Here is a 19,435-nt window from a genome sequence, read left to right on the forward strand (position 1 = left end):
CTCATGACAAACTATCTTTTAGAAGAAAAACCAAGTTTTACTGTAATGGGAATTGGTGTGGAATTAAAAAGTCCTTATACCGATTTCGCTGGTATCGCTAACGAAAAGCAAGCTTTTGAAAGCAAAAATCAAACGGAAGGTCTCGTCGATAAACTACGCGCAATCGCTAGTAATGACTACTTCTTTACTGTCAATGAAGCCTATGACAATAAAATGATGTATTATGTTGGCGTTCAAAGTGAGGAGAGCTTACCTGAAGTGACGCGCGTGATTCAATTTCCAGCTGGAAGTTATGTTGTCGTTTCCGGTCATGCCGATTCACCGGAAGCTTTGCGTCAAACTTTAACCGGTATCGCCTTTGGTCAAGTGCTTGGTCAATTGAGTGAGTATCGTTATGTTGGTGGTCCAAATGCTGTGGTCGAAATGGGCGAAGAAAATGGACAGTTCCATGGTGAAATGTGGATTCCTGTCGTTAAAGACAATTAATCTGAAAATAAAGGCAGGTGTGACAAAAGTCGTTTTGTTCTGAGAAACTGGAGGGAAATTCGAAAAATTGAGACTTTCAATTGCTCGAATTTAGTGAATCTTTTCGAAAGAGTAGACTTTTGTCACCCGTTTGTCCATCAAATGTTCGCATGAAAAAACATACTAAGATTAGAGGGTAAATTCATCAACGGATGAATTTACCCTCTATTTTCTATTTTTAGATTATAGTGAAAGGAAGCTCTTTCGGGAGTTGACTCTAAACGACTTTTCCCGTCCTTTTTCACCTTGGAATACTACTGGGGTTTCACTGTTTCAACACCAAAGGCTTCTAAAATTTGTTTGATCTGCATTGGGCGATTATCGAGTTCAATGGCTGGGGCATACTTTTCCCCTTCACGTAAAAATAAGCCTTCTTCTTCACAGCCGATTGAATTGCCTTCTGGAAAAACAGGATAAATTCGTTGGTTTTTCAAACGGATTTTTAAAACTGGAACTTGAATCACATCCGTAATCGAGTGCGGCATATTAATACGTAAAATCGCATCCGGTTCTTCAAACGGTGAGTAATAAAACAACTGATTCAGACCATAGGCACCGAGTTTCACTTCTTTTTGACTAATTTGAATGGGTGAAATAACAACCATACATCGCTGTTCTTCATTCGTAAATTTGGAAATCTCATCGACCGGTGGCTCTTGAGTAAATATGGGATACGATAAGTAGGGGTATTCCTCAAGCCATATTTCTTCAATTTCATGAATGGCAATTCCTTTTTGAATATTTTCTAAAGGTAAAATATAGCCTTTATGATAGACTTTAAAAAGTTCAACGCCATGTTGGTCAAACAATTGTTTTTCGATTTTCATTCTATTCATGGTTCCTTCGTTATCTCCTAACTACGCAATCTACTGATACTTTAATTGTATGCCAAGTACTTACGCTTATCAATCATTTGACATCAACTTGCTAAAATTTGCTGTACGAGCTTTTGTAATTCTGGGACTGTTTTCGCTTCAAAGTCGGGATTTTTATTCAACCAACGAAAATTCAATGGTGAGGGATGAGGAATTGGAAAATAAGTCGGTAAGTATTCTTGATAGGCTGCGACCGTTGCTGTCATGGTTTTTTTCGCTTGTTTTTTTAAATAGGCCTTTTGTGCGTAGCTTCCAATTAAAACAATCAACTCAACTTCTGGCATTTGTGCCAATAATAGCGGATGCCATTTTTCAAAAAAGTCTAGCCGTGGCGGCAAGTCACCTGTTTTGGATTTTCCAGGGAAATAAAAGTCCATTGGTAAAACAGAAATCTGTCCTGTTTGGTAAAAGGTTTCTTCTGATACCCCTAGCCACTCTCGTAAACGATCGCCACTTTTATCGCGAAAGACGTCTCTTCTTAGTTGCGTCTTAATTCCCGGTGCTTGTCCGATCAGTACAATTTTAGCGTTGGGCGTGGCACTAAAAATCGGTGTCCAACCTTTCGCTGTCATTTCTTGGTTTTCTGGATCATTGATTACGGCTTGTCGAATGTCTTCGATTGTCATTTCTCTCATCCTTTCCGTTCATAACGCCAGCCTTTGATTTAGTCGAATTGTTCTAGCCACTGAATCAATTGTTGACGAATGGCTGCTTGCTGCTCGTCATTGGATATCGTTGCTTGATGATCGCCTTTTTGTTTGCCATAACTCCCAAATCCCGCATGATTTCCCCCTTTGATGACTTCATAGCGAGTATCTGAGGGTAAATATTGTTTCGCCGATTCATACGCTTCGGCATTTAAAACACCATCATTTGTCCCCGTAATTGAAAGTACCGGGACTTCCAACGTATTGAGCGCCCCTTTTTGATCGGGGTAACTGGCTAGAAAAACCATGCCCTCGATTGCATCTGCATTCGAAACAAGGTAACGACTAGCCATCACACCACCTAACGAATGTCCGGCTAAAACAAAGCGCTTTTGGGGATGCGCCGCTTGGATTTCTTCGGCCCGATTCGGAGCCAGTACTGCTAAATTCAGTGGAAAATGGACAACATAAACATCGTAGCCTGCTTGCGCCACTTGTTGTGCCCAAAGACTATAGCTTGCTGGGTCAACCAACCCTCCCGGATAAAAAATCAACCCAATCGACTCTTTGTTGCCACCCGAATAAAAAGTATAATGTTTTTCTTCTTTTGCGCTTTCGCTCACTCTTTGTGCTTGGATGCTTGGTTGATGCATTTTTGTTTGCAGCACTAGCCAGCTACCCACGAATAGTATGCCCAGGATGCTTACGATTCCGATAATGATTTTTTTATACTTACTTCTCTGTTTTGTTTGCATTGTCCAGCTCCTTTTCTCTTATCATAGAACAAATTGGCTATTCTGACAAAGAATAGAGTGAGTACGCTCGCCTTTTGTTTTTACTTGAAATTATTTAAAAAAGATGGATAATAAAGAATAAAAAAGGAGCGGATTCAATGAAACAAAAGCCACTTCCTGACAAGTATTATTTTTATCCGATTTCTCTCTTCGGACTCTTATTGACACTGGTTCTTTCATTCCTGGCATTCAATCAAGTCACAGGAATAAAAAAAGCATGGTTTCTCGTTTTTCAAGTCTTTATCGGTGTTCTTCTTTGCCTGCTCCCATTTTTGGTCGAGCGACGATTTAAATTGCTTATTTCCTCTTACTTTAAAAAAACCTATTGGCTCTTTCTTGGCTTATCTGTTTTTCTAGGTACCGGCTTGTCCTTTTATCTGCGTATCCGTTATTGGGATAAAATGCTGCATGCTTTTAGCGGAATGGTCCTGACTATTTTAGGCTTAGGTGTTCTTAGCCTGCTCATGCCTAAATTCAAGCACCTTTCAACCGCAACAATTTTACTTTTCTCCTTCTTTTTTGCGATGACTTTGGGTGTTTATTGGGAATTTTATGAATTTACGTTTGATGGTCTTTTAGGTTTGAACATGCAACAATTTGCGACCATTACCGGTAGAAATTTGGTTGGACGCCACTCTTTGATGGATACGATGAGTGATTTGTTTGCTAATGCCCTCGGCGCTAGTCTTTTCACCCTCTATTGCGCTTTTAAAATGAATCGGTCCAATGACTGGCTACAACACTTCTTTTTTATTTCAACAAAAGAACCTCGCGTAACCAAATGAAAAGCATGAATCAGGAGCGAACACTCGCCTCTGATTCATGCTTTTTTGTTGTTTATTAACCTTCTGATTGATACGCTGCACGTGGGCCGCCAATGTATTTCGGACGTGAACGTAGCGCCGTCACATGGGCTGCGCCAAGTTCTTTTTTCGTTGGTCGCACAGGAACTTGAACATGTTTGATGTGCATACCAATCGCTGTATCCCCAATATCAATACCTGCTTGTGCGACAATCGCTTCAACTTCGACTGGATCCTTAAAATACTTAAAGGCCGCCACCGAACATGCCCCACCTGCAGTTAGACTCGGCAAAACTTCCACGATTTCCCAATTATTTTTTTCTGCAACCTGACGTTCAACAACCAGCGCACGATTCAAGTGTTCACAACCTTGTACCGCTAAATGAATACCATCGTGCTCAAGTCTGTTGTTGAGTGTTTCAACGACCCACTCACCAATTTCTTGACTAGGATATTTGCCGATTTTCTTCCCTAAAATTTCACTCGTGCTACAACCTAAGACAAACGTATTGCCTGGTTTTAGCTGCGCTTCAGTTAGAATTTCGTTGACCATTTGCGTTAAATCGGTCACAAAACTTGTTTTTTCCATTATCGTGGACCCTCTTTCATTAAAGGTAAATTTATTTTACGTATCGATGCCATTACGAGTATCGTTAAGCTCGCACCGAAAATATTTTGAATGACGTTCCCAAAAATCGAAGCGACTCCTGCCGGCCAAGTGTAGATTAGCGCCGTAGCAATCGCATAACCGATTACCATCAACAGACTGGCTAAGACAAAGCCCACCCCATGTAGCCATTTAGGATTTTTTTGGAAGAAGTAACCCGCAACCGCTCCTTGTAGACCATGAATGAGAAAAGAAGCCACAATCCACTGTGGATAGCCGGCAAACAAATCAATCAAACCACCACTTAAAGCGCCAACCCAAAAGCCGCCTAGCGGACCGAGTAAAAATCCCGCACTGTAAATTCCGACTTCAGCCAGCGTCACAAAACCATTCGTCGCCGGTACAGGAAAAATAAATAAGAGTGACAATACGACAGTCAGCGCCGTCAACATTGCAATAATAACGAGTTGTTTTTGTAATTTCATGATTGCTACCCCTTTCTTTTCGTTGGATGCCAAACGTTCCCTGCATCCCCCACAACGACACCATTTTCAATTGATTCATAGACGTAGCGTTTACTTTTTTCGATGCTTTCTATCAAAGTCCAGCCATGTGCTAAATAGGCACAAATGGCTGATGAAAAACTACAGCCAGCTCCATGATTCGTTGTTCGATTGGATAATGGTCCCGTAAATGCCTGTGTTATCTCACCATCACGGAAAAAATCCGTTGACACTTTCCCTCCTCCGGTCACGATCACTTTTACCGGATGGGCTTTCGTAAAGCTTTGTGTCACAGCCGTCATTTCTTCGAATGTGTCAATCGCGTGCGAGTCCGCTAAAAGCTGCAATTCATTGCGATTGGGCGTGATTAAATCGACCAACGGAAACAATTCTTTGATTTTTTGTATATAATTTGTTGCTAATTGCTCCTCGGTTTCTTTAAAAGCCAAAACAGGATCTAAAATAATCGGAAATTCGCCTTGATGGCGTCGACAGAAATCAAGAACGACATCGACAATTTCCACCGTTGCTAAGAGACCAATTTTCACTCCATCGAGTTGAAAGTTTTTTTCAATTGTTTGTAATTGTTCTTGAATCAGTTCAACAGGTAAACTACGAATCGCAAAGCTGTTATCTTCTTCGACCGCAATACACGTTAACACCGTTAAACCAAACGTATTTAAATTTTCGAAGGTGCGTAAGTCGGTTTGAATCCCACCGCCGCCCCATGTATCGGAACCACCGATTGTTAATGTTTTTAAAACCATGTTCGCTATTCACTCCTTTTGAATAGTATAAAACGATTGGCTGGAAAGCAAAACAGCCAATTGGCTAGTTTCATACCCATCCACTTGATAAAAATAACGTGAACTTCTACGAATAGAAACGTTCACGTCGTCAATCATTTATTTTTTATTTTTTTGATTGGCATAAATCCCTAGCGCAAAACAAGCAGCTGCGGCTAAAAACCACCAATAACTCTTATTCAAACCTAAAATTAGGAACATGCCTCCAACAAAAAAGAAGCTTGTCATCTTTGTGTTTGTATAACTTTTCTTCATGCTTTTCCTCCAATGTATTTATTCAAATAGACTCGCTAAAAAACTTGGCTTTTTTTCTTTAATAACTACGGGTTGGTCAAAAAGCGTTGCAATGACTGCCATTTTATCAAGCATTGTACGTTTTTGAATGCTTCCTAATTGCTTACGAAATTCTTGCAGATTCTCTGGGTAAGCTTCATTCGTGTAGATGATTTTTGGGTCAAAATCATATGTTTCTTCAAAGTCTGTTTTTTCTTCCTCAGAAAAATTATGCATACTCTGACGGTCCCAAACAATCTGACGTTTGACAACTTTTGCTGGCGCTCCCGAACAAATACAATTAGAAGGTACGGCTTTCGTTAAAATAGAGCCATAGCCCAACACTGTCCCTGAACCAATCGTTGCCCCTTTTAATAAACTCGCACCTTGTCCAATCCACACGTCATCACCAATAATCACATCTTTTCCATGATTGATAATTTTACGACTCTCAATCGATAAAACGATATGAACATCTGATGTTCGAATCCATATCCCAAATGAAAACATCACACGTTGACCAATCAACACCGTTCGATTTTCAGACACAATCGCATTTAAAAAACCATTAAATGAACAATCTTTCCCCATTATAAAAGTTGAATTCTCCCAGACAGAAAGATTCAAAATAACTTTTTTATTCAAGGTATTTTCTAAATAACATAGCCCATTATTTGCCATAAAGTTAATCTTACTATTCATTAATTCCGCATCAAAAGGCAGAACCAATCGATTATTTTTGCCATTAAATACCAATTGACATTTGGGGTTACGTGCCATAAACGTATCATAACTTATCGTTTTCCCATCTGCTCCCGTCAGAATAATTTGATTGTTATTTTCCAATTGAATAATAGACTGCATATGTAAACCTCCTCACAAAATACTTTTTCTCGATTCATTATACCTTATAAATAAAGCGGTTACTAAGGAAGAAAATAAAAAAAAAGCGCGAAGCAATAAGAACTCCTCTTTCCAAAAATAATTTTGAAAGATTCTTTGCTTATTACTTTGCGCTGAAGGATTTTACAATGTAAACAAGTATGCAATCGAAATAATTGAAATGACATGCATCGCTTTTGGTATTTCATTTGTACGTTTTGCGAAGATCATGCAGATTTCATAAGATAAGAAACCTAGAACCAATCCTAATGCGATTGAACCTGTTAGTGGCATCATAACGATTGTTAAGAATGCAGGAATAATTTCTTCGAACGGGCCATCCCAACGAATGTTACGAATATTTTGCATCATGAAAATTCCGATAACGACCATTGCTGGTGTCGTTACTGCCGAAGTTACAAGTGATAGTAATGGGAAAAAGAATGCTGACAATAAGAATAAAATTGCCACAACGACACTCATTAATCCCGTTCGAGCACCGGCAATGATCCCTGAAACCGACTCGATATATGTTGATAAACTTGATGTTCCGAAAAGCGAACCAAAGAATGTACCTAATGCATCGGCACTATAAATGCGCTTGTTGTCTTCGAATTTTTCACTTTTAATATCTGAAACTTGTGTTGCTGCTGCAGAAAGCGTTGTTGCTGTTCCAAAGAAATCTAAAAATAAGAACGTTAAAATAACAATAAATGAATCCAATGATAACATTTTATCTAAGTTTTTAAAGGCCACAAGGAATGTTTCATCTAACATCGCTTGCATTGGCTCAACTGGTATTACGACAGGTGATCCTGCTGGTAATTGTGGTAGACCTGCTACGACCGTTTCACTTAAGTTAAACCAGTCCATTGTTGCACCAAAACGAATGAACAACCCGCAAAGTGCTGCGCCAATCATTCCTAAGAAAACCGCGTATTGGTTTTTACGTACTAAGAAGAAGGCTGCAACTAGTAAACCGAAGAATGCGATGATGACGTTTGGATTATCGAAGCCACCAAATTTAATGAACATGCCTTCGTCTGGTACGATAATACCTGAGTTTTTGAAACTCACAAAAGCAATAAAAATCCCTAATCCAACCGTACCGGCTTGTTTAACCGTTGTCGGAATAGCCGTAATAATTTTTGAACGGACACCTGAGATTGCTAGAATTAAAAATAAAATTGATGCAACAAGCACACTTGCTAATGCTTCTTGCCACGTTTTACCCATTTGTAAAACAACCGAATAAGCAAAGAAGGCGTTCATTGACATACATGGCGCTAACCCTAGTGGGAATCGTGCCCATAAGCCCATAATTAACATCGCAATCGCTGATGATAAGATGGTTGACATAAAGACTGCATCTTGTGGCATACCTGCTTGCCCTAAAATAATCGGGTTAACGAAGATGACATAAGACATCGCTAGAAATGCGGTTAAGCCCCCTGTTAATTCACGTTTGTAAGTCGATCCTGATCTTGTAATTCCAAAATACTGATCAATTTTTTCTTTCATTTCTTTTTTCTCCTCCTTGGTAATTAAAAAAACCAATCACAATGACAAAAAGGACAAAAAAACGACCCTTGCCATAGTAAGCTACTTTGCGGGTAGCTTGTAGAAACTTCTAGACCTTATTACCAGAACTATATGGTTTTTCTTCCTTGGTTATCATAACAGGATTCACCCGAATAATCAATATAAAACACGAACGAAAAGAATGATAATACGATTAAAAGTTCATTATTAACCGAATAACTCCTCACATTTCAGGCCTTAATGGGTTAAAAAGGTTAAAAAATGCACCTTTTTGAAAAAACTTCATTGAATACTTTTTTACTTCATCCAATGGTACAATAGAACAAAGAATCACACGTACACGAAAGGATTTATTTATGAAAATTATTATTTCACCGACCAAAACAATGACGACTCAACCCGATCATTTTTTACCACAAAGTCAACCGGCCTTTTTAGCGGAGACGAAGAAAATCCTCACCCACTTACAAAAGCTTTCGCTTGAAGAAGCGACGAAACTTTGGAAATGTAGCGCCCCCTTAGCTTTAGAAAATTATGAACGCATTCAGCAAATGGTTTTTAACCAGAATCTCACGCCAGCGATTGTCAGCTATAAAGGACTACAATATCAATACATGGCCCCTGATTTATTTACCGAACCCGCGCTGACTTATATTCAAGAAAATTTGCGGATTCTTTCTGGTTTCTATGGTGTTTTGCGCCCGTTTGATGGGATTGTGCCTTATCGTTTAGAAATGCAAGCCCCTTTACCTATCGCAAAATCAAAGCACCTCTATGATTTCTGGGGGAATAAAATCTATACGGCCTTATTCGCAGATCAACAGCCAGTCATTAATTTAGCTTCCAAAGAATATTCAAAAACATTGACCCCTTATCTAAAAGAAAACGATCAACTAATTGACATTGCTTTTATGCATGCCATCGACAACAAGCTAAAAGTCAAAGCGACTTTAGCCAAAATGGCACGTGGTGAGATGGTTCGTTACTTAGCTGAAAATCAAGTCAAAACACTCGATGAAATTAAGCAATTCGACCATCCGCACTATCGTTTTTCAAAAACACACTCTTCCGTCAATAAATTTGTTTTTCTCCATCAAGAATAAGGGATTATTCCATTGTTTTTTTCGCTACAACTCTCTATACTGTAAGTGATTTCAAAATGATGTTTTGATAGAAAGGATGACGCACTTGAAGTACGCATTATTAACAGATTGGCACGTTCACACAGAAGGATTTTTAAATCAAATTCCACAAGATGAATGCTTATATGTTTGGGATTCGATTGAAGAAAGAGGTCGTAAAGCGTCCGAAAAATATGGCGCGCCTTATGAATCGGACTTAGAAAAAGTTTTATCCGATGCCAATGTTCAAGCAGTTGTAATTGAAGCACCCACAACGTCTCATAAAGAATTAATTTTAGCTGCGATTGCTCATGGTAAACATATTTTTGTCGACAAACCGTTGACAACGAATTATGCAGACGCACTGGAAATTAAAGAGGCTCTGGACAACAGTGATTGTCGTTTTGTCTTATCACTTGAGTCCTTAATTTCAGGTAGTTATCGCTTTGTCAAAGAACAAATCGATGCTGGTACGATTGGCGATGTCGTTTCGGTTTACTTCCGACGCGCGCACAGCGGTGTTTTAAATGATTGGCTTCCAGCTTACTGGTACGATCAAACACAATCAGGTGGTGGCGCAACGCTGGATCTTGGTTGCCATGGTTTAGCGATGTTACCTTACCTTTGTGGTAAACCTGTGGAAGTCAAAGCAATGATGACGCAATTTGGTGACAAAGGGATTGAGGACAACTCCACAACGGTTATGAAATTCGAAAACAAAGCAATCGGTACGGCGTTTACTTCATTTATGACAAATGTTGGACAAAACTTCTTAGAGGTAGTGGGACAACAAGGTTCGATCCTAGTTTACGGCTCACCTGGTGACACCGAAGATACGATTATGATTCAATCAGAAATTGATGAAAAATATAAAACAAAAACAATGATTGACGGTTCCACTTTAGCAGAGCACCCTTACCCAATTGCTGTCTTCTCTCAATTGGTTGACGATCCAAGCTTACCAAATCCACCAGAATACGGGATTGATACAGCCGTTGAATTGAGTTGGATTATTGAACAAGCTTATTTAAATGGCGGAATCAATTAATCATTCTAAAAAAATAAAAATGTAGCCTTTAAAAGGGCTACATTTTTTGTCTAATTTTTTCGATTGTTGCAATAATTTGATACGTATCTTCTAAGCTGTGAACACTTGATTCGCACTGTTTTTCTTTGATTTGTTCCATAAAATGTTCAATTTCGAGGGTCATGTCATCCCCTTTGATTGGGAAATGGTACGTCGTTTCCGATTGATTATTTAATTGGATTGTATATTGCTCTAAACGATAGAAATATGGAATTGTAATCTTTCCGTGTTCCCCAATAATTGTTGCGATCCGTTCTTTTTCTCGATCAATCGCCCCTTCTACGATAGCCATGGTACCATTTTCAAACGTGAGTGTTGCTTTAAAGTACTCATCCACCCCATTAAAAAAAACAGCTTTCGCTTGTACGTTCTGAATCGCACTTGCGATTAAAGCTTGTACAAAACCAATCGAATACGTGCCAACATCATTTAATGCGCCTCCGTGATCCGCTTGAAATAAATAGGATGTGGTATCACGATCTTCACCGACATCAAAACAAAAGCTCGCTTCGATTCGTTTTATTTCCCCTATCTGTTCCATATCTTTTTTTAATTGTAGAAATCCTTTGTTGAATTTCGTTTTAAAAGCTTCCATAAAGAGTGTTTGATTTTCTTGTGCAACCGTCATGATATCCTTCATTGCTGCAGTGGTTAAAACAGCCGGTTTTTCACATAAAACTGGAATCCCTTGTTGCAAGGCTTTAATTGACCATTCTTTATGCCATTGATGTGGTAAAGCAAGATACACCGCATCAATGTTGGGATCTGCTAATAAGTCTTCATAAGTGGAGTAGACTTGAATTTCTGGGTATTCTTGTTGAAATTCTTGATTGGCAGCAAGTGATTTGGAGCCAATTGCGGTGACTTTTCCCTCACTAGTGTGTTGAATGCTTTCAAAAAAACGTTTTGCTATATTGCCATAACCAATAATACCAAAATTCATTGATTTTCCTCCTATTAATATCGTATTGAAAATCATGTTCTTCTTTACTTTAAAGCAAGTCGAAGCATTCGTCTAGCAAAAAAAAAGATGAAACCTAAGTCCCATCCTACTTTACTTATCAACTGTTACAGAACACTTCATTTATCACTTTGGTTGAGCCGGACAATAAAATCTGTCCTTCGGCTACTTCAGAAAAGTCATGTAATCGAAAGTTCACGATTTCATGACCGTCCTTCCAGTAGCTCAGACCAAAACGATTTTATTATCACCTTGGTTGAACGGGTTAAAAAGTGTAGCGACTGCGGAGATAAGTGGTCACTAGAATAAAATCAAAAACCGATTTTCTCTAATGCCCTCTTATCTCTTGTCGCTGAGCACACTTTTTAACACCTGGATTGAACGGGATAACTGAAGCTGTGACTCAATAATAAGCCTGAATCTTTTTGAAAGTAAAAAGCACTTTCAAACGATTCTTTGCTTATTACTCGTCACAGAACGCTTCATTTATCACCTTGATTTAAATAAATATTTTGCTGTGATTGAATCGACGTTTTTCATGTCTTTGACGTAGCCTGAGAACATGATTTCTCCGCCGTTTTTACCGGCTTCTGGTCCGATATCGATTAACCAATCGGATTGGCGCATGACGTCGGTGTTGTGTTCAATCACAATCACGGAACTGCCGTTAGCGACTAGTTTTTGTAGTAAGACAAGGAGTTCACTCACGTTGGCCATATGTAGACCGGTCGTTGGTTCATCTAAAATATAGAGATTTCCTGACTTGTGTAGCTCACTAGCTAACTTAATACGTTGGCATTCACCACCGGACAAGGTATCCATCATTTGACCGAGTGATAAATAACCGAGTCCGACTTCTTCCAGTGTTGCGAGTGTTTTCGTAATTTTATTGTTTTCGAAAAAGGCTAATGCATCGCTGACTGTCATCTTCAAGATTTCAACAATATTGTATCCGTCTAACTCGTACTGTAAAACTTCTTCTTTATATTGCGAACCTTGACAGACCGTACACGTCGTCTTCACGCCTTCCATGAAAGCTAAATCCGTCACTGTATAACCTTTGCCTTTACAGTTTTCACAACCACCTTTAGAGTTAAAGCTAAACAAAGCTTTGTCGACATTGTGTTTCTTCGCATAAATATCACGGATGGTTGTTAAAATTTTCGTATAAGTGGCTAAGTTGGAACGGTTCGATTTGTGTAGAGCGCTTTGGTCAATCACGATGGCTTCTGGATGTTGTTCCATAAAGTCCGTAAATACTAATGAACTTTTTCCTGAACCAGCCACACCGGTCACGACAGTAAAGACATTTTTAGGAATCTTTGTTGTCACATTTTTCAAGTTATTGGTTGTGGCATTTTTAATTTCAAAAAACTCGGTTGCTTCACGTGGCTTTTCATTCCACTCGATTGGACGATTTAAGTATTTACCAGTTAAGTTGTCGGCTTCTTTCAATGCTTCAACGGTTCCTGTAAACATGATTTCACCACCGTGACTACCAGCTAGTGGACCAACATCGACAATTAAATCGGCGACTTCTATCACATCTGGATCGTGTTCCACGACTAAAATCGTATTGCCTTTATCTCGGAGTTTTTGCAGCATTTTATTTAAATTTTGAACATCTCGTGGATGAAGTCCCGTACTTGGCTCATCAAAAATATAAATAATATTATTCAAGCTACTATTTAAATATTGCACGACTTTAATTCGTTGGGATTCTCCACCGGAAAGGGTCGTTGTTTCACGTGAAAGGGTTAAATAATCCAACTTCATATCAATTAAATTTTGAAGGCGTTTCGACATTTCTTCGACAATCGGTTGTGCCTCAGATTCAGTAATGGTTTGAATAAAGTCTAATAACTCGCTTAACTCCATATGAACGGCATCATCAATATTTTTTCCATGAATCGTACTACTTAACGACTTTGGATTCAAACGTTTCCCGTGACAGTCTTCACACGTATCAAAAGTCGTAAATTCTGCGACCTTCTGCTGGGTATTTTCAGAATGCTTACTTAAGTCACGATCAATAAACAAACGACGGAATTTATAAATAATCCCTTCGTAATCCGTTTTAAAGGTGCCATCTTTATGAGGGACAACGACTTTTTCACCGTGTCCATAAAGCAGTTTATCAAGTAATTCTTTTGGGTATTCATTTAATGGCAAATCTTTATCGAAAAATCCTGACTCTGCAAAAGAGTTGTAATACCATGTTCCTTTTGCGAAGGCTGGGAATAAAACAGCATCATCGTTCAATGATTTCGTTAAATCGACAATCTTCTTGAAATCGGGAGCAATCACTTTACCAATCCCTTGGCAAGTGAGACACATACCTTCAGGGTCATTAAAGGAATACGTATGTGCGTAACCGACAAAGGGTTTCGCGACACGTGAATAGAGCAAACGTAAAAACGTGTAAATATCCGTTCTTGTACCGAGTGTTGATCGGGCATTTCCACCTAATCGTTTTTGATCGACAATAAACGCGGGTGATAAATTTTCAATACTTTCAACATCTGGTTTCTCGTACTTCGGTAAGAACCCTTGAACAAATGTGCTATACGTTTGATTCATTTGACGTCCTGCTTCGTTGGCAATCGTATCAAAAACAATCGAAGACTTTCCTGAACCTGAAACACCCGTGAAAATCGTTATTTTGTTTTTCGGTATCTCTAGCGTCACGTCTTTCAAATTGTTTTGTTTCATACCTTTTAGAATAATACGGTCTGTATTCGACATCGAACAACCTCCTTCTGGTTTTTTGGCCGGTTTTCCATCATAACAGAAGACACGTGCCTTGTAAACGAATAAGATGACTTTTATTTTTCAGATTTTTTAGCGATTTCACGCTCAATTAGATCGAGGGACAATTTTAGTGCTGCCACTCGATTTTTGGATAACGTGATTTGCGATTTGTAGCTGCCACCTTTCGTTTGCTTTTCTTCTAATGAAACAATCGCTTTTTCAATTTTACTCAAGGTTGAAACAAGTGATTTTTTCGCTGCGGACAACTCTTCAATCGTATATTCTTGCATCTTTTTTCCTCCTTCAAAATCATTCTCTTCACGATAAACAAAATTCCTCGTTTTTTCAACAAAAAAAGCGTAGAATAAGACTTCAATCGAATTTCTAGGAGGTTTTTATGATGGAAAATCAAACACAAGTCCTTGATCGTGGACCTTTCTTTCATGGCACAAAGGCCAAATTAGCATTAGGCGATTTATTACAGCCGAAATATGAGTCCAATTATGAAGAAAAACGAATATCCAATTATATTTATTTTACCGCAACACTCGATGCTGCTAAATGGGGCGCTGAATTGGCGGTTGGTGACGGACAGGAACGGATTTATATCGTCGAACCGCTTGGTGATTTTGAAAACGATCCGAACTTAACCGATAAACGTTTCCCTGGAAATCCAACACGTTCTTATCGTTCAAAGCAAGCCCTAAAAGTTATCGCTGAGTTGAAAACGTGGGAACGCCACCCAGAAGCGATCATTCAACAAATGCGTAATCATCTAGCTGCGATGCAAGCTGCTGGTACCGCAGAAATCATTGATTAATTCGCTGAACGTTCTTTTTCTTGTTGTTTGAGAAAAAGAACGTTTTTTTGTTTATCAATCCTTCTTACAATTGTCAGAAAATCGTAAGAAGTTCATCAGTTGTTGCGAAACATTCAGCGGTTCTTTTTTGTTATGCTTTTTGTAAGCAATCAAATAAAGAAAAAGAGGGTTTTCAATGAAAAAGCAACGTAAAATTCTTAGTTCCATCTTATTAATTGGTCTCGGCATTTTTTTGGTTTCTTTCTATTTCCCAACCAAACGACCACCTTTTTTATCTCATAATGAAAAAAACAATCACAGACTGACGGTATCGAATCTGCATAGTCAAAATGTTATTCTACAAAAACTGGATACCCAAGAAATTATTTATCAAAAAAATAAAGACGAACAAATCGCCATCGCCTCTTTAACAAAAATCATGACCGCTTATATCCTGTTAACCGAAGCACCTGATTTAGAAGCGAACTTAACAATCGATCCGCAAGTCATCAATGAATTAACCACCCTAGGAGCTTCCTTATCCGGTTTTATATCGAACGACCAAATAACAATACGAGACCTTGCCTATGGTATCTTGCTCCCTTCTGGTGGTGACGCTGCTGTGATCGCCGCCAATTGGCTGTCTGGTAGTGAAGCAGCATTTACAAAAAAGATGAATCAATACGCCCAAGATTTAAAGATGGAGCAAACACAGTTTAAAAATGCCACGGGACTGGATGAAGCTGGGCACTATTCGACAGTCAGTGACTTACGATTACTTTTAAACAAAGCTTTAAAAAATCAAGACTTCTATCAAATTTTCACCACTTTTGAACACCAAACAAATACAAGTCCTTTTGCACCTGAAGGCTACGCTTTATCGAGCACCTTACTGAAAGAAAAAAACGATTTATCCTTACAGCATGGCACTCTTTTGGGTGGTAAAACAGGCTACACGAAAAAAGCCGGCCTTTGTTTAGCGAGTATCGCCGAAATTAATGGTGAGCTGTATCTATTCATTTCAGCTGGCGCAAACGGTGATCCGAATACGGAGCAATTTAACTTAACCGACGCCAAACTGCTTTACAATCAGTTGTAACCTTGGGATTTCAAAGTAAAAACACACAGACGCACGTTCTCAAAACGTTTGTCTGTGTGTTTTTTACCCGTTATCTACAACGTTTCCATTAACTCAAAAAAATAATTAGAATTGCCTGTACTAAAGTAATTATACCAAGCTTCGAGTGTATTATTTTCAAACACATTTAAACTTTCAATGATTTGCCTCGTCCACATCAATGCTCCCGTCGAACCCGCTGTAATCAATTGATTATCCGATACAGATGGATTATCTAAATACAGCTCTCCTCCTTGATATGTAGGGCAAAACATTTCAAGAAAACCGACGCCATTACTAGTGTGTGAGTATTTGTTTAATATACCGAAGTTTGCCAGTGCGACTGTTGCTCCACAAATAGCTCCTACTGTACCTCCTCCAAGAAGTAAATCATTTGATTTTTTGATAATTTCTACGTTTTGGGGTTCATCCCATGTATCTGCCCCCGGTAGTAAGATCACTGTATTTTCTCCCATTTCAATCTCTTCAACTAAACAATCAGGAATGATTTTTATCCCTCCCATTGTTGTAATAGCATTTTTCGAGTGACTAACCGTTTTTATCGTTACTAATGGTGCATTCTTCTTGAAAAAACGCCTAGAATTTAACTCGGCTAAAATATACCCAACTTCCCAATCTGCCAGCGTATCTAACACATAAATATAAATTGTTTTCATAATTTCCCTCCATTTATTGGTTATGTTATTATTATACCTATTGATTGTTGACATCATTATGGCAACAATCAAAAAAATTAAAGGATGGATTTTAAATGAAAGTAAATAGACTAGTTAGCATCATTTTAACTCTCATTGATAAAAAAAGAATAAGTGCAAAAGAATTAGCCGACATGTTTGAAGTCTCAACTCGAACAATTTATCGTGATATAGATGCTATTAGTATGATTGGTATTCCAATTCATTCAACTTCTGGTGTCGGTGGTGGGTTTGAAATCATGGAAAATTACAAGATCGATAAAAGTACTTTTTCTCAAGCCGATTTAACGACTCTTTTAATGGGGATTTCTAGCATTCCAAATATAATGAAAAATGATGAGTTTACACATACACTTACAAAGATAAAAAATTTAATCCCTACAGAAAATATAGAAACGGTTCATCTTCAACCGGATCAGTTGCATATCGACTTTAGTCTTTGGATGGGTAATAGAAATTTAGAAAACTATATAAATGTTATAAAAGATGCTTTAAAAGAAAAAAAATTACTTTCATTTGAATACATCAATCACAGAGGATATCAAACAAAACGTCAGGTTGAACCTTATCAACTGATTTTAAAAAGCAGTCAATGGTATTTTCAAGGCTATTGTTATAAACGGAATGACTTTCGATTATTTAAACTAACTCGCCTATCCAACTTAAAAAAAGAAAATAGTTGTTTTTCACCAAAGAACTATGAAAAACCATTGTTAGATACTACTGACATACTGGACAAATTGCGAACAACTATAAAGCTTCGTATTCATGAATCGCTTATGGAGCAATTACTTGATTATTGCGCCTATGATCAATTCTCGAAAGAGGGTGAAAATTTTTATATTGTGAATTTCCCTTTTATAGAAAATGATTACCATTATGGTATTCTGCTAAGCTTTGGAGAACGATGCGAATGCTTAGAACCCTTACATGTTCGTTCAGAATTAAAAAGAAAAATAACTAATTTATCTAAAATATATGAGCCTTCATCTTATAAAATTTGAGTGATTACTGAGTATTAAAAAAATGGGATTGACGAAGTTGAAAGCAACTTCATCAATCCCATAATTATAAAACCTTATTTTCTTTTACCCGTTATCTACAACTAAAGCTGTTTCTTTATCTAATAAGAATGGGCGATAGTAAGCCAGTGTTCCTGCAAGTGGCAACAACTCTTCTGCTAAATCAATCCCTAACTCATTCTTCATGTACGCTCTTCTTTCAACAATTCGCGCCCATAATGCTGGGTATTCTTTTGCAATACTCGTTCTCAATGCTTCATCAGCAATCGCAACCGTACTTTCAGCCGAGACACCGTTATAACCTTTTTGAATCGGAATGAAATCGACTTGGAAAATCATTCCCGATTGAATCGTAGCCGTTGAATCTTCATATAAAGGTGAACTCATCCACTCTTCGTTTGCAGTTAAGTGTCCTGGGTTTAATTCCCAACCGTATGTTTCTTGTGGGTAGTGCGCTTTAAAATCACGGTAGAAGTCCCCGCCGACAACACCTAACTTCATATTTGTTAGCCAGAAATGATAAGCACGATAATAAGGCAGTACCACTTCTTCAAAGTAACCTGGGTCGGCTAATTCCAATTGCTCTCTGTCTTTCACCGCATAACTATTTCGACTCGATAAACCACCACGATAAGAAATCGTCAATGCCACTTTATCGCCTTCTTCAAGTTTTCTAGCTGTCGGGTAAAGGTTTGCTCCAATAAAACGATCGCCAAATGTCGAAATCGTTACAACGTTTGGATAAAAACCATTGGCTTGCAAATAATTCCCTACCTCTTGTTCTGTCATACCAACTTCTAACGCATTCATCGCATTTAAAACGGAATCCGATGCAAGCGAAGCACCATATTCGTAATGTGCCATTTCATTGGCGTTATTCACAATTCTTGCACCAAAACTTGGGTCAATATATAAATACGTACCATTGAATAACTTCTCTTCTGGTACAACTGTTTGAATCGCACGAACAATAAATGCTGGCATATCATAATCTTTGGTCATTCCTGGTAAAACTTTCCAACCAACAATCCCAACTTTTCCTGAAGTATCAATTGTTGCTTGTTGCATGATTGCTTGCATTTCACTTAAATCATTAATCGGCTGGTTCGGTAACGAGAATAAGCTACATTTAATTCCGGCACTTTTCGTTCTTGAGTAACCCACTTTATTGAAGTTCTCATTTCCTAAAATTAAGGTGCTGCTGCCATCAATATTAAAAATTTGTAACCCTTCTTCAAAACGAGGAATGAAACCTGTTAAATATTCAAAGTTTCCTCCATGTTCTTTATCCGCATAAACAATCACCGATGAAAAGCCTTCTTGCTTCATCACTTCGATGAGTCTTGCTCTTCTTTGTTCCATCGTTGCCTCACTAATTTGAACAACTTCTGTCACATTCTCTACTTTCGGTGCTTGTACTTTTTTGGCTGTAATTCTCATGCTTACGACGCCCTTTCATCTGATTTATTTTTATCGTTCTTTCGTACTGACACCTTTATTATAAGCCTGTTCGAAAAATACCGTCGTTCATTTTTTGAACGATAGTAACGAGTAAGCATTCTTGATCCGTGTTTGACCACCTTAAACGACAAAAACGAGGCTAC

21 protein-coding genes and 1 riboswitch are annotated in these 19,435 nt (G+C 38.3%); of the genes, 7 read left to right on the forward strand and 14 right to left on the reverse strand.

The features are described from left to right. Nucleotides 1-3 precede the first annotated feature (3 nt). Nucleotides 4-486, forward strand: a complete 483-nt coding sequence (locus IEV09_RS04030) for a GyrI-like domain-containing protein (protein WP_188366994.1) — start codon at nucleotides 4-6, stop codon at nucleotides 484-486. 293 nt (nucleotides 487-779) lie between these two features. Here IEV09_RS04030 and IEV09_RS04035 read toward each other — a convergent pair whose 3' ends face one another. The 3 genes from IEV09_RS04035 to IEV09_RS04045 all read right to left on the reverse strand — a co-directional run bounded on the left by IEV09_RS04035 (nucleotide 780) and on the right by IEV09_RS04045 (nucleotide 2,802). Continuing rightward, nucleotides 780-1,361: a hypothetical protein gene (locus IEV09_RS04035; protein ID WP_188366995.1), complete on the reverse strand. Its 582-nt coding sequence runs from the start codon at nucleotides 1,359-1,361 to the stop codon at nucleotides 780-782. Between the two features lie 83 nt (nucleotides 1,362-1,444). After that, nucleotides 1,445-2,026: a uracil-DNA glycosylase family protein gene (locus IEV09_RS04040; RefSeq protein WP_373281471.1), complete on the reverse strand. Its 582-nt coding sequence runs from the start codon at nucleotides 2,024-2,026 to the stop codon at nucleotides 1,445-1,447. Between the two features lie 38 nt (nucleotides 2,027-2,064). Continuing rightward, on the reverse strand, nucleotides 2,065-2,802 hold the full coding sequence (locus IEV09_RS04045; protein WP_188366997.1) for an alpha/beta hydrolase: 738 nt from the start codon (nucleotides 2,800-2,802) through the stop codon (nucleotides 2,065-2,067). Nucleotides 2,803-2,939: 137 nt separating this feature from the next. Here IEV09_RS04045 and IEV09_RS04050 point away from each other — a divergent pair, with 137 nt between their 5' ends. Next, nucleotides 2,940-3,626, forward strand: a complete 687-nt coding sequence (locus tag IEV09_RS04050; protein WP_188366998.1) for a DUF2238 domain-containing protein — start codon at nucleotides 2,940-2,942, stop codon at nucleotides 3,624-3,626. 55 nt (nucleotides 3,627-3,681) lie between these two features. Here the strand turns inward: IEV09_RS04050 and IEV09_RS04055 are convergent, their stop codons facing one another. The 6 genes from IEV09_RS04055 to IEV09_RS04080 form a co-directional block, all read right to left on the reverse strand. Next, a complete protein-coding gene (locus IEV09_RS04055) occupies nucleotides 3,682-4,233 on the reverse strand; it encodes a TIGR01440 family protein (protein WP_188366999.1) in 552 nt (183 codons plus the stop codon). After that, nucleotides 4,233-4,736, reverse strand: a complete 504-nt coding sequence (locus tag IEV09_RS04060; RefSeq protein ID WP_188367000.1) for an ECF transporter S component — start codon at nucleotides 4,734-4,736, stop codon at nucleotides 4,233-4,235. Before IEV09_RS04060 ends, IEV09_RS04055 begins: the two co-directional genes overlap by 1 nt. A gap of 5 nt (nucleotides 4,737-4,741) precedes the next feature. After that, entirely contained in the window at nucleotides 4,742-5,521 is a 780-nt protein-coding gene (locus IEV09_RS04065) for a hydroxymethylpyrimidine/phosphomethylpyrimidine kinase (RefSeq protein ID WP_188367001.1), read from the reverse strand. 138 nt (nucleotides 5,522-5,659) lie between these two features. Further along, nucleotides 5,660-5,815: a hypothetical protein gene (locus IEV09_RS04070; RefSeq protein ID WP_188367002.1), complete on the reverse strand. Its 156-nt coding sequence runs from the start codon at nucleotides 5,813-5,815 to the stop codon at nucleotides 5,660-5,662. Nucleotides 5,816-5,833: 18 nt separating this feature from the next. Continuing rightward, entirely contained in the window at nucleotides 5,834-6,697 is an 864-nt protein-coding gene (locus IEV09_RS04075; RefSeq protein WP_188367003.1) for an acyltransferase, read from the reverse strand. Between the two features lie 162 nt (nucleotides 6,698-6,859). Further along, complete coding sequence (locus tag IEV09_RS04080; protein WP_188367004.1) at nucleotides 6,860-8,236, reverse strand: NCS2 family permease; 1,377 nt, start codon at nucleotides 8,234-8,236, stop codon at nucleotides 6,860-6,862. A gap of 54 nt (nucleotides 8,237-8,290) precedes the next feature. Further along, a riboswitch (purine riboswitch) is annotated at nucleotides 8,291-8,392 on the reverse strand. A gap of 221 nt (nucleotides 8,393-8,613) precedes the next feature. Here IEV09_RS04080 and yaaA point away from each other — a divergent pair. Together yaaA and IEV09_RS04090 are read left to right on the forward strand one after the other, a co-directional pair. Further along, nucleotides 8,614-9,360 (forward strand): peroxide stress protein YaaA, encoded by a 747-nt coding sequence (gene yaaA / locus IEV09_RS04085; protein ID WP_188367005.1) that lies wholly within the window; start codon nucleotides 8,614-8,616, stop codon nucleotides 9,358-9,360. An 85-nt stretch (nucleotides 9,361-9,445) separates the two neighbouring features. After that, nucleotides 9,446-10,426, forward strand: a complete 981-nt coding sequence (locus tag IEV09_RS04090; protein WP_188367006.1) for a Gfo/Idh/MocA family protein — start codon at nucleotides 9,446-9,448, stop codon at nucleotides 10,424-10,426. Between the two features lie 37 nt (nucleotides 10,427-10,463). Here IEV09_RS04090 and IEV09_RS04095 read toward each other — a convergent pair whose 3' ends face one another. The 3 genes from IEV09_RS04095 to IEV09_RS04105 all read right to left on the reverse strand — a co-directional run bounded on the left by IEV09_RS04095 (nucleotide 10,464) and on the right by IEV09_RS04105 (nucleotide 14,467). Continuing rightward, a complete protein-coding gene (locus tag IEV09_RS04095) occupies nucleotides 10,464-11,408 on the reverse strand; it encodes a Gfo/Idh/MocA family protein (protein WP_188367007.1) in 945 nt (314 codons plus the stop codon). Between the two features lie 507 nt (nucleotides 11,409-11,915). Then, on the reverse strand, nucleotides 11,916-14,171 hold the full coding sequence (locus tag IEV09_RS04100; RefSeq protein ID WP_188367008.1) for an ATP-binding cassette domain-containing protein: 2,256 nt from the start codon (nucleotides 14,169-14,171) through the stop codon (nucleotides 11,916-11,918). A gap of 80 nt (nucleotides 14,172-14,251) precedes the next feature. Further along, nucleotides 14,252-14,467, reverse strand: coding sequence for a hypothetical protein (locus IEV09_RS04105; protein WP_188367009.1), 216 nt, complete (start codon nucleotides 14,465-14,467; stop codon nucleotides 14,252-14,254). 110 nt (nucleotides 14,468-14,577) lie between these two features. On the opposite strand from IEV09_RS04105, the gene arr reads away from it, so the two are divergent. Beyond that, nucleotides 14,578-14,997: an NAD(+)--rifampin ADP-ribosyltransferase gene (gene arr / locus IEV09_RS04110; RefSeq protein WP_188367010.1), complete on the forward strand. Its 420-nt coding sequence runs from the start codon at nucleotides 14,578-14,580 to the stop codon at nucleotides 14,995-14,997. Nucleotides 14,998-15,172: 175 nt separating this feature from the next. Beyond that, nucleotides 15,173-16,075, forward strand: a complete 903-nt coding sequence (locus IEV09_RS04115; RefSeq protein ID WP_188367011.1) for a D-alanyl-D-alanine carboxypeptidase family protein — start codon at nucleotides 15,173-15,175, stop codon at nucleotides 16,073-16,075. A gap of 74 nt (nucleotides 16,076-16,149) precedes the next feature. Here IEV09_RS04115 and IEV09_RS04120 read toward each other — a convergent pair whose 3' ends face one another. After that, nucleotides 16,150-16,770, reverse strand: a complete 621-nt coding sequence (locus IEV09_RS04120; RefSeq protein ID WP_188367012.1) for a DJ-1/PfpI family protein — start codon at nucleotides 16,768-16,770, stop codon at nucleotides 16,150-16,152. Between the two features lie 95 nt (nucleotides 16,771-16,865). On the opposite strand from IEV09_RS04120, the gene IEV09_RS04125 reads away from it, so the two are divergent. Beyond that, the gene (locus IEV09_RS04125; protein WP_188367013.1) at nucleotides 16,866-17,813 is read left to right on the forward strand and encodes a helix-turn-helix transcriptional regulator; all 948 of its coding nucleotides are present in this window, start codon (nucleotides 16,866-16,868) and stop codon (nucleotides 17,811-17,813) included. A gap of 84 nt (nucleotides 17,814-17,897) precedes the next feature. On the opposite strand, the gene IEV09_RS04130 is transcribed toward IEV09_RS04125, so the two are convergent. Further along, nucleotides 17,898-19,271, reverse strand: coding sequence for a M24 family metallopeptidase (locus IEV09_RS04130; protein ID WP_188367014.1), 1,374 nt, complete (start codon nucleotides 19,269-19,271; stop codon nucleotides 17,898-17,900). Nucleotides 19,272-19,435 lie beyond the last annotated feature (164 nt).

The sequence above is a fragment of the Enterococcus alcedinis genome (assembly GCF_014635985.1).
GTDB classification, from domain to species: domain Bacteria; phylum Bacillota; class Bacilli; order Lactobacillales; family Enterococcaceae; genus Enterococcus_I; species Enterococcus_I alcedinis.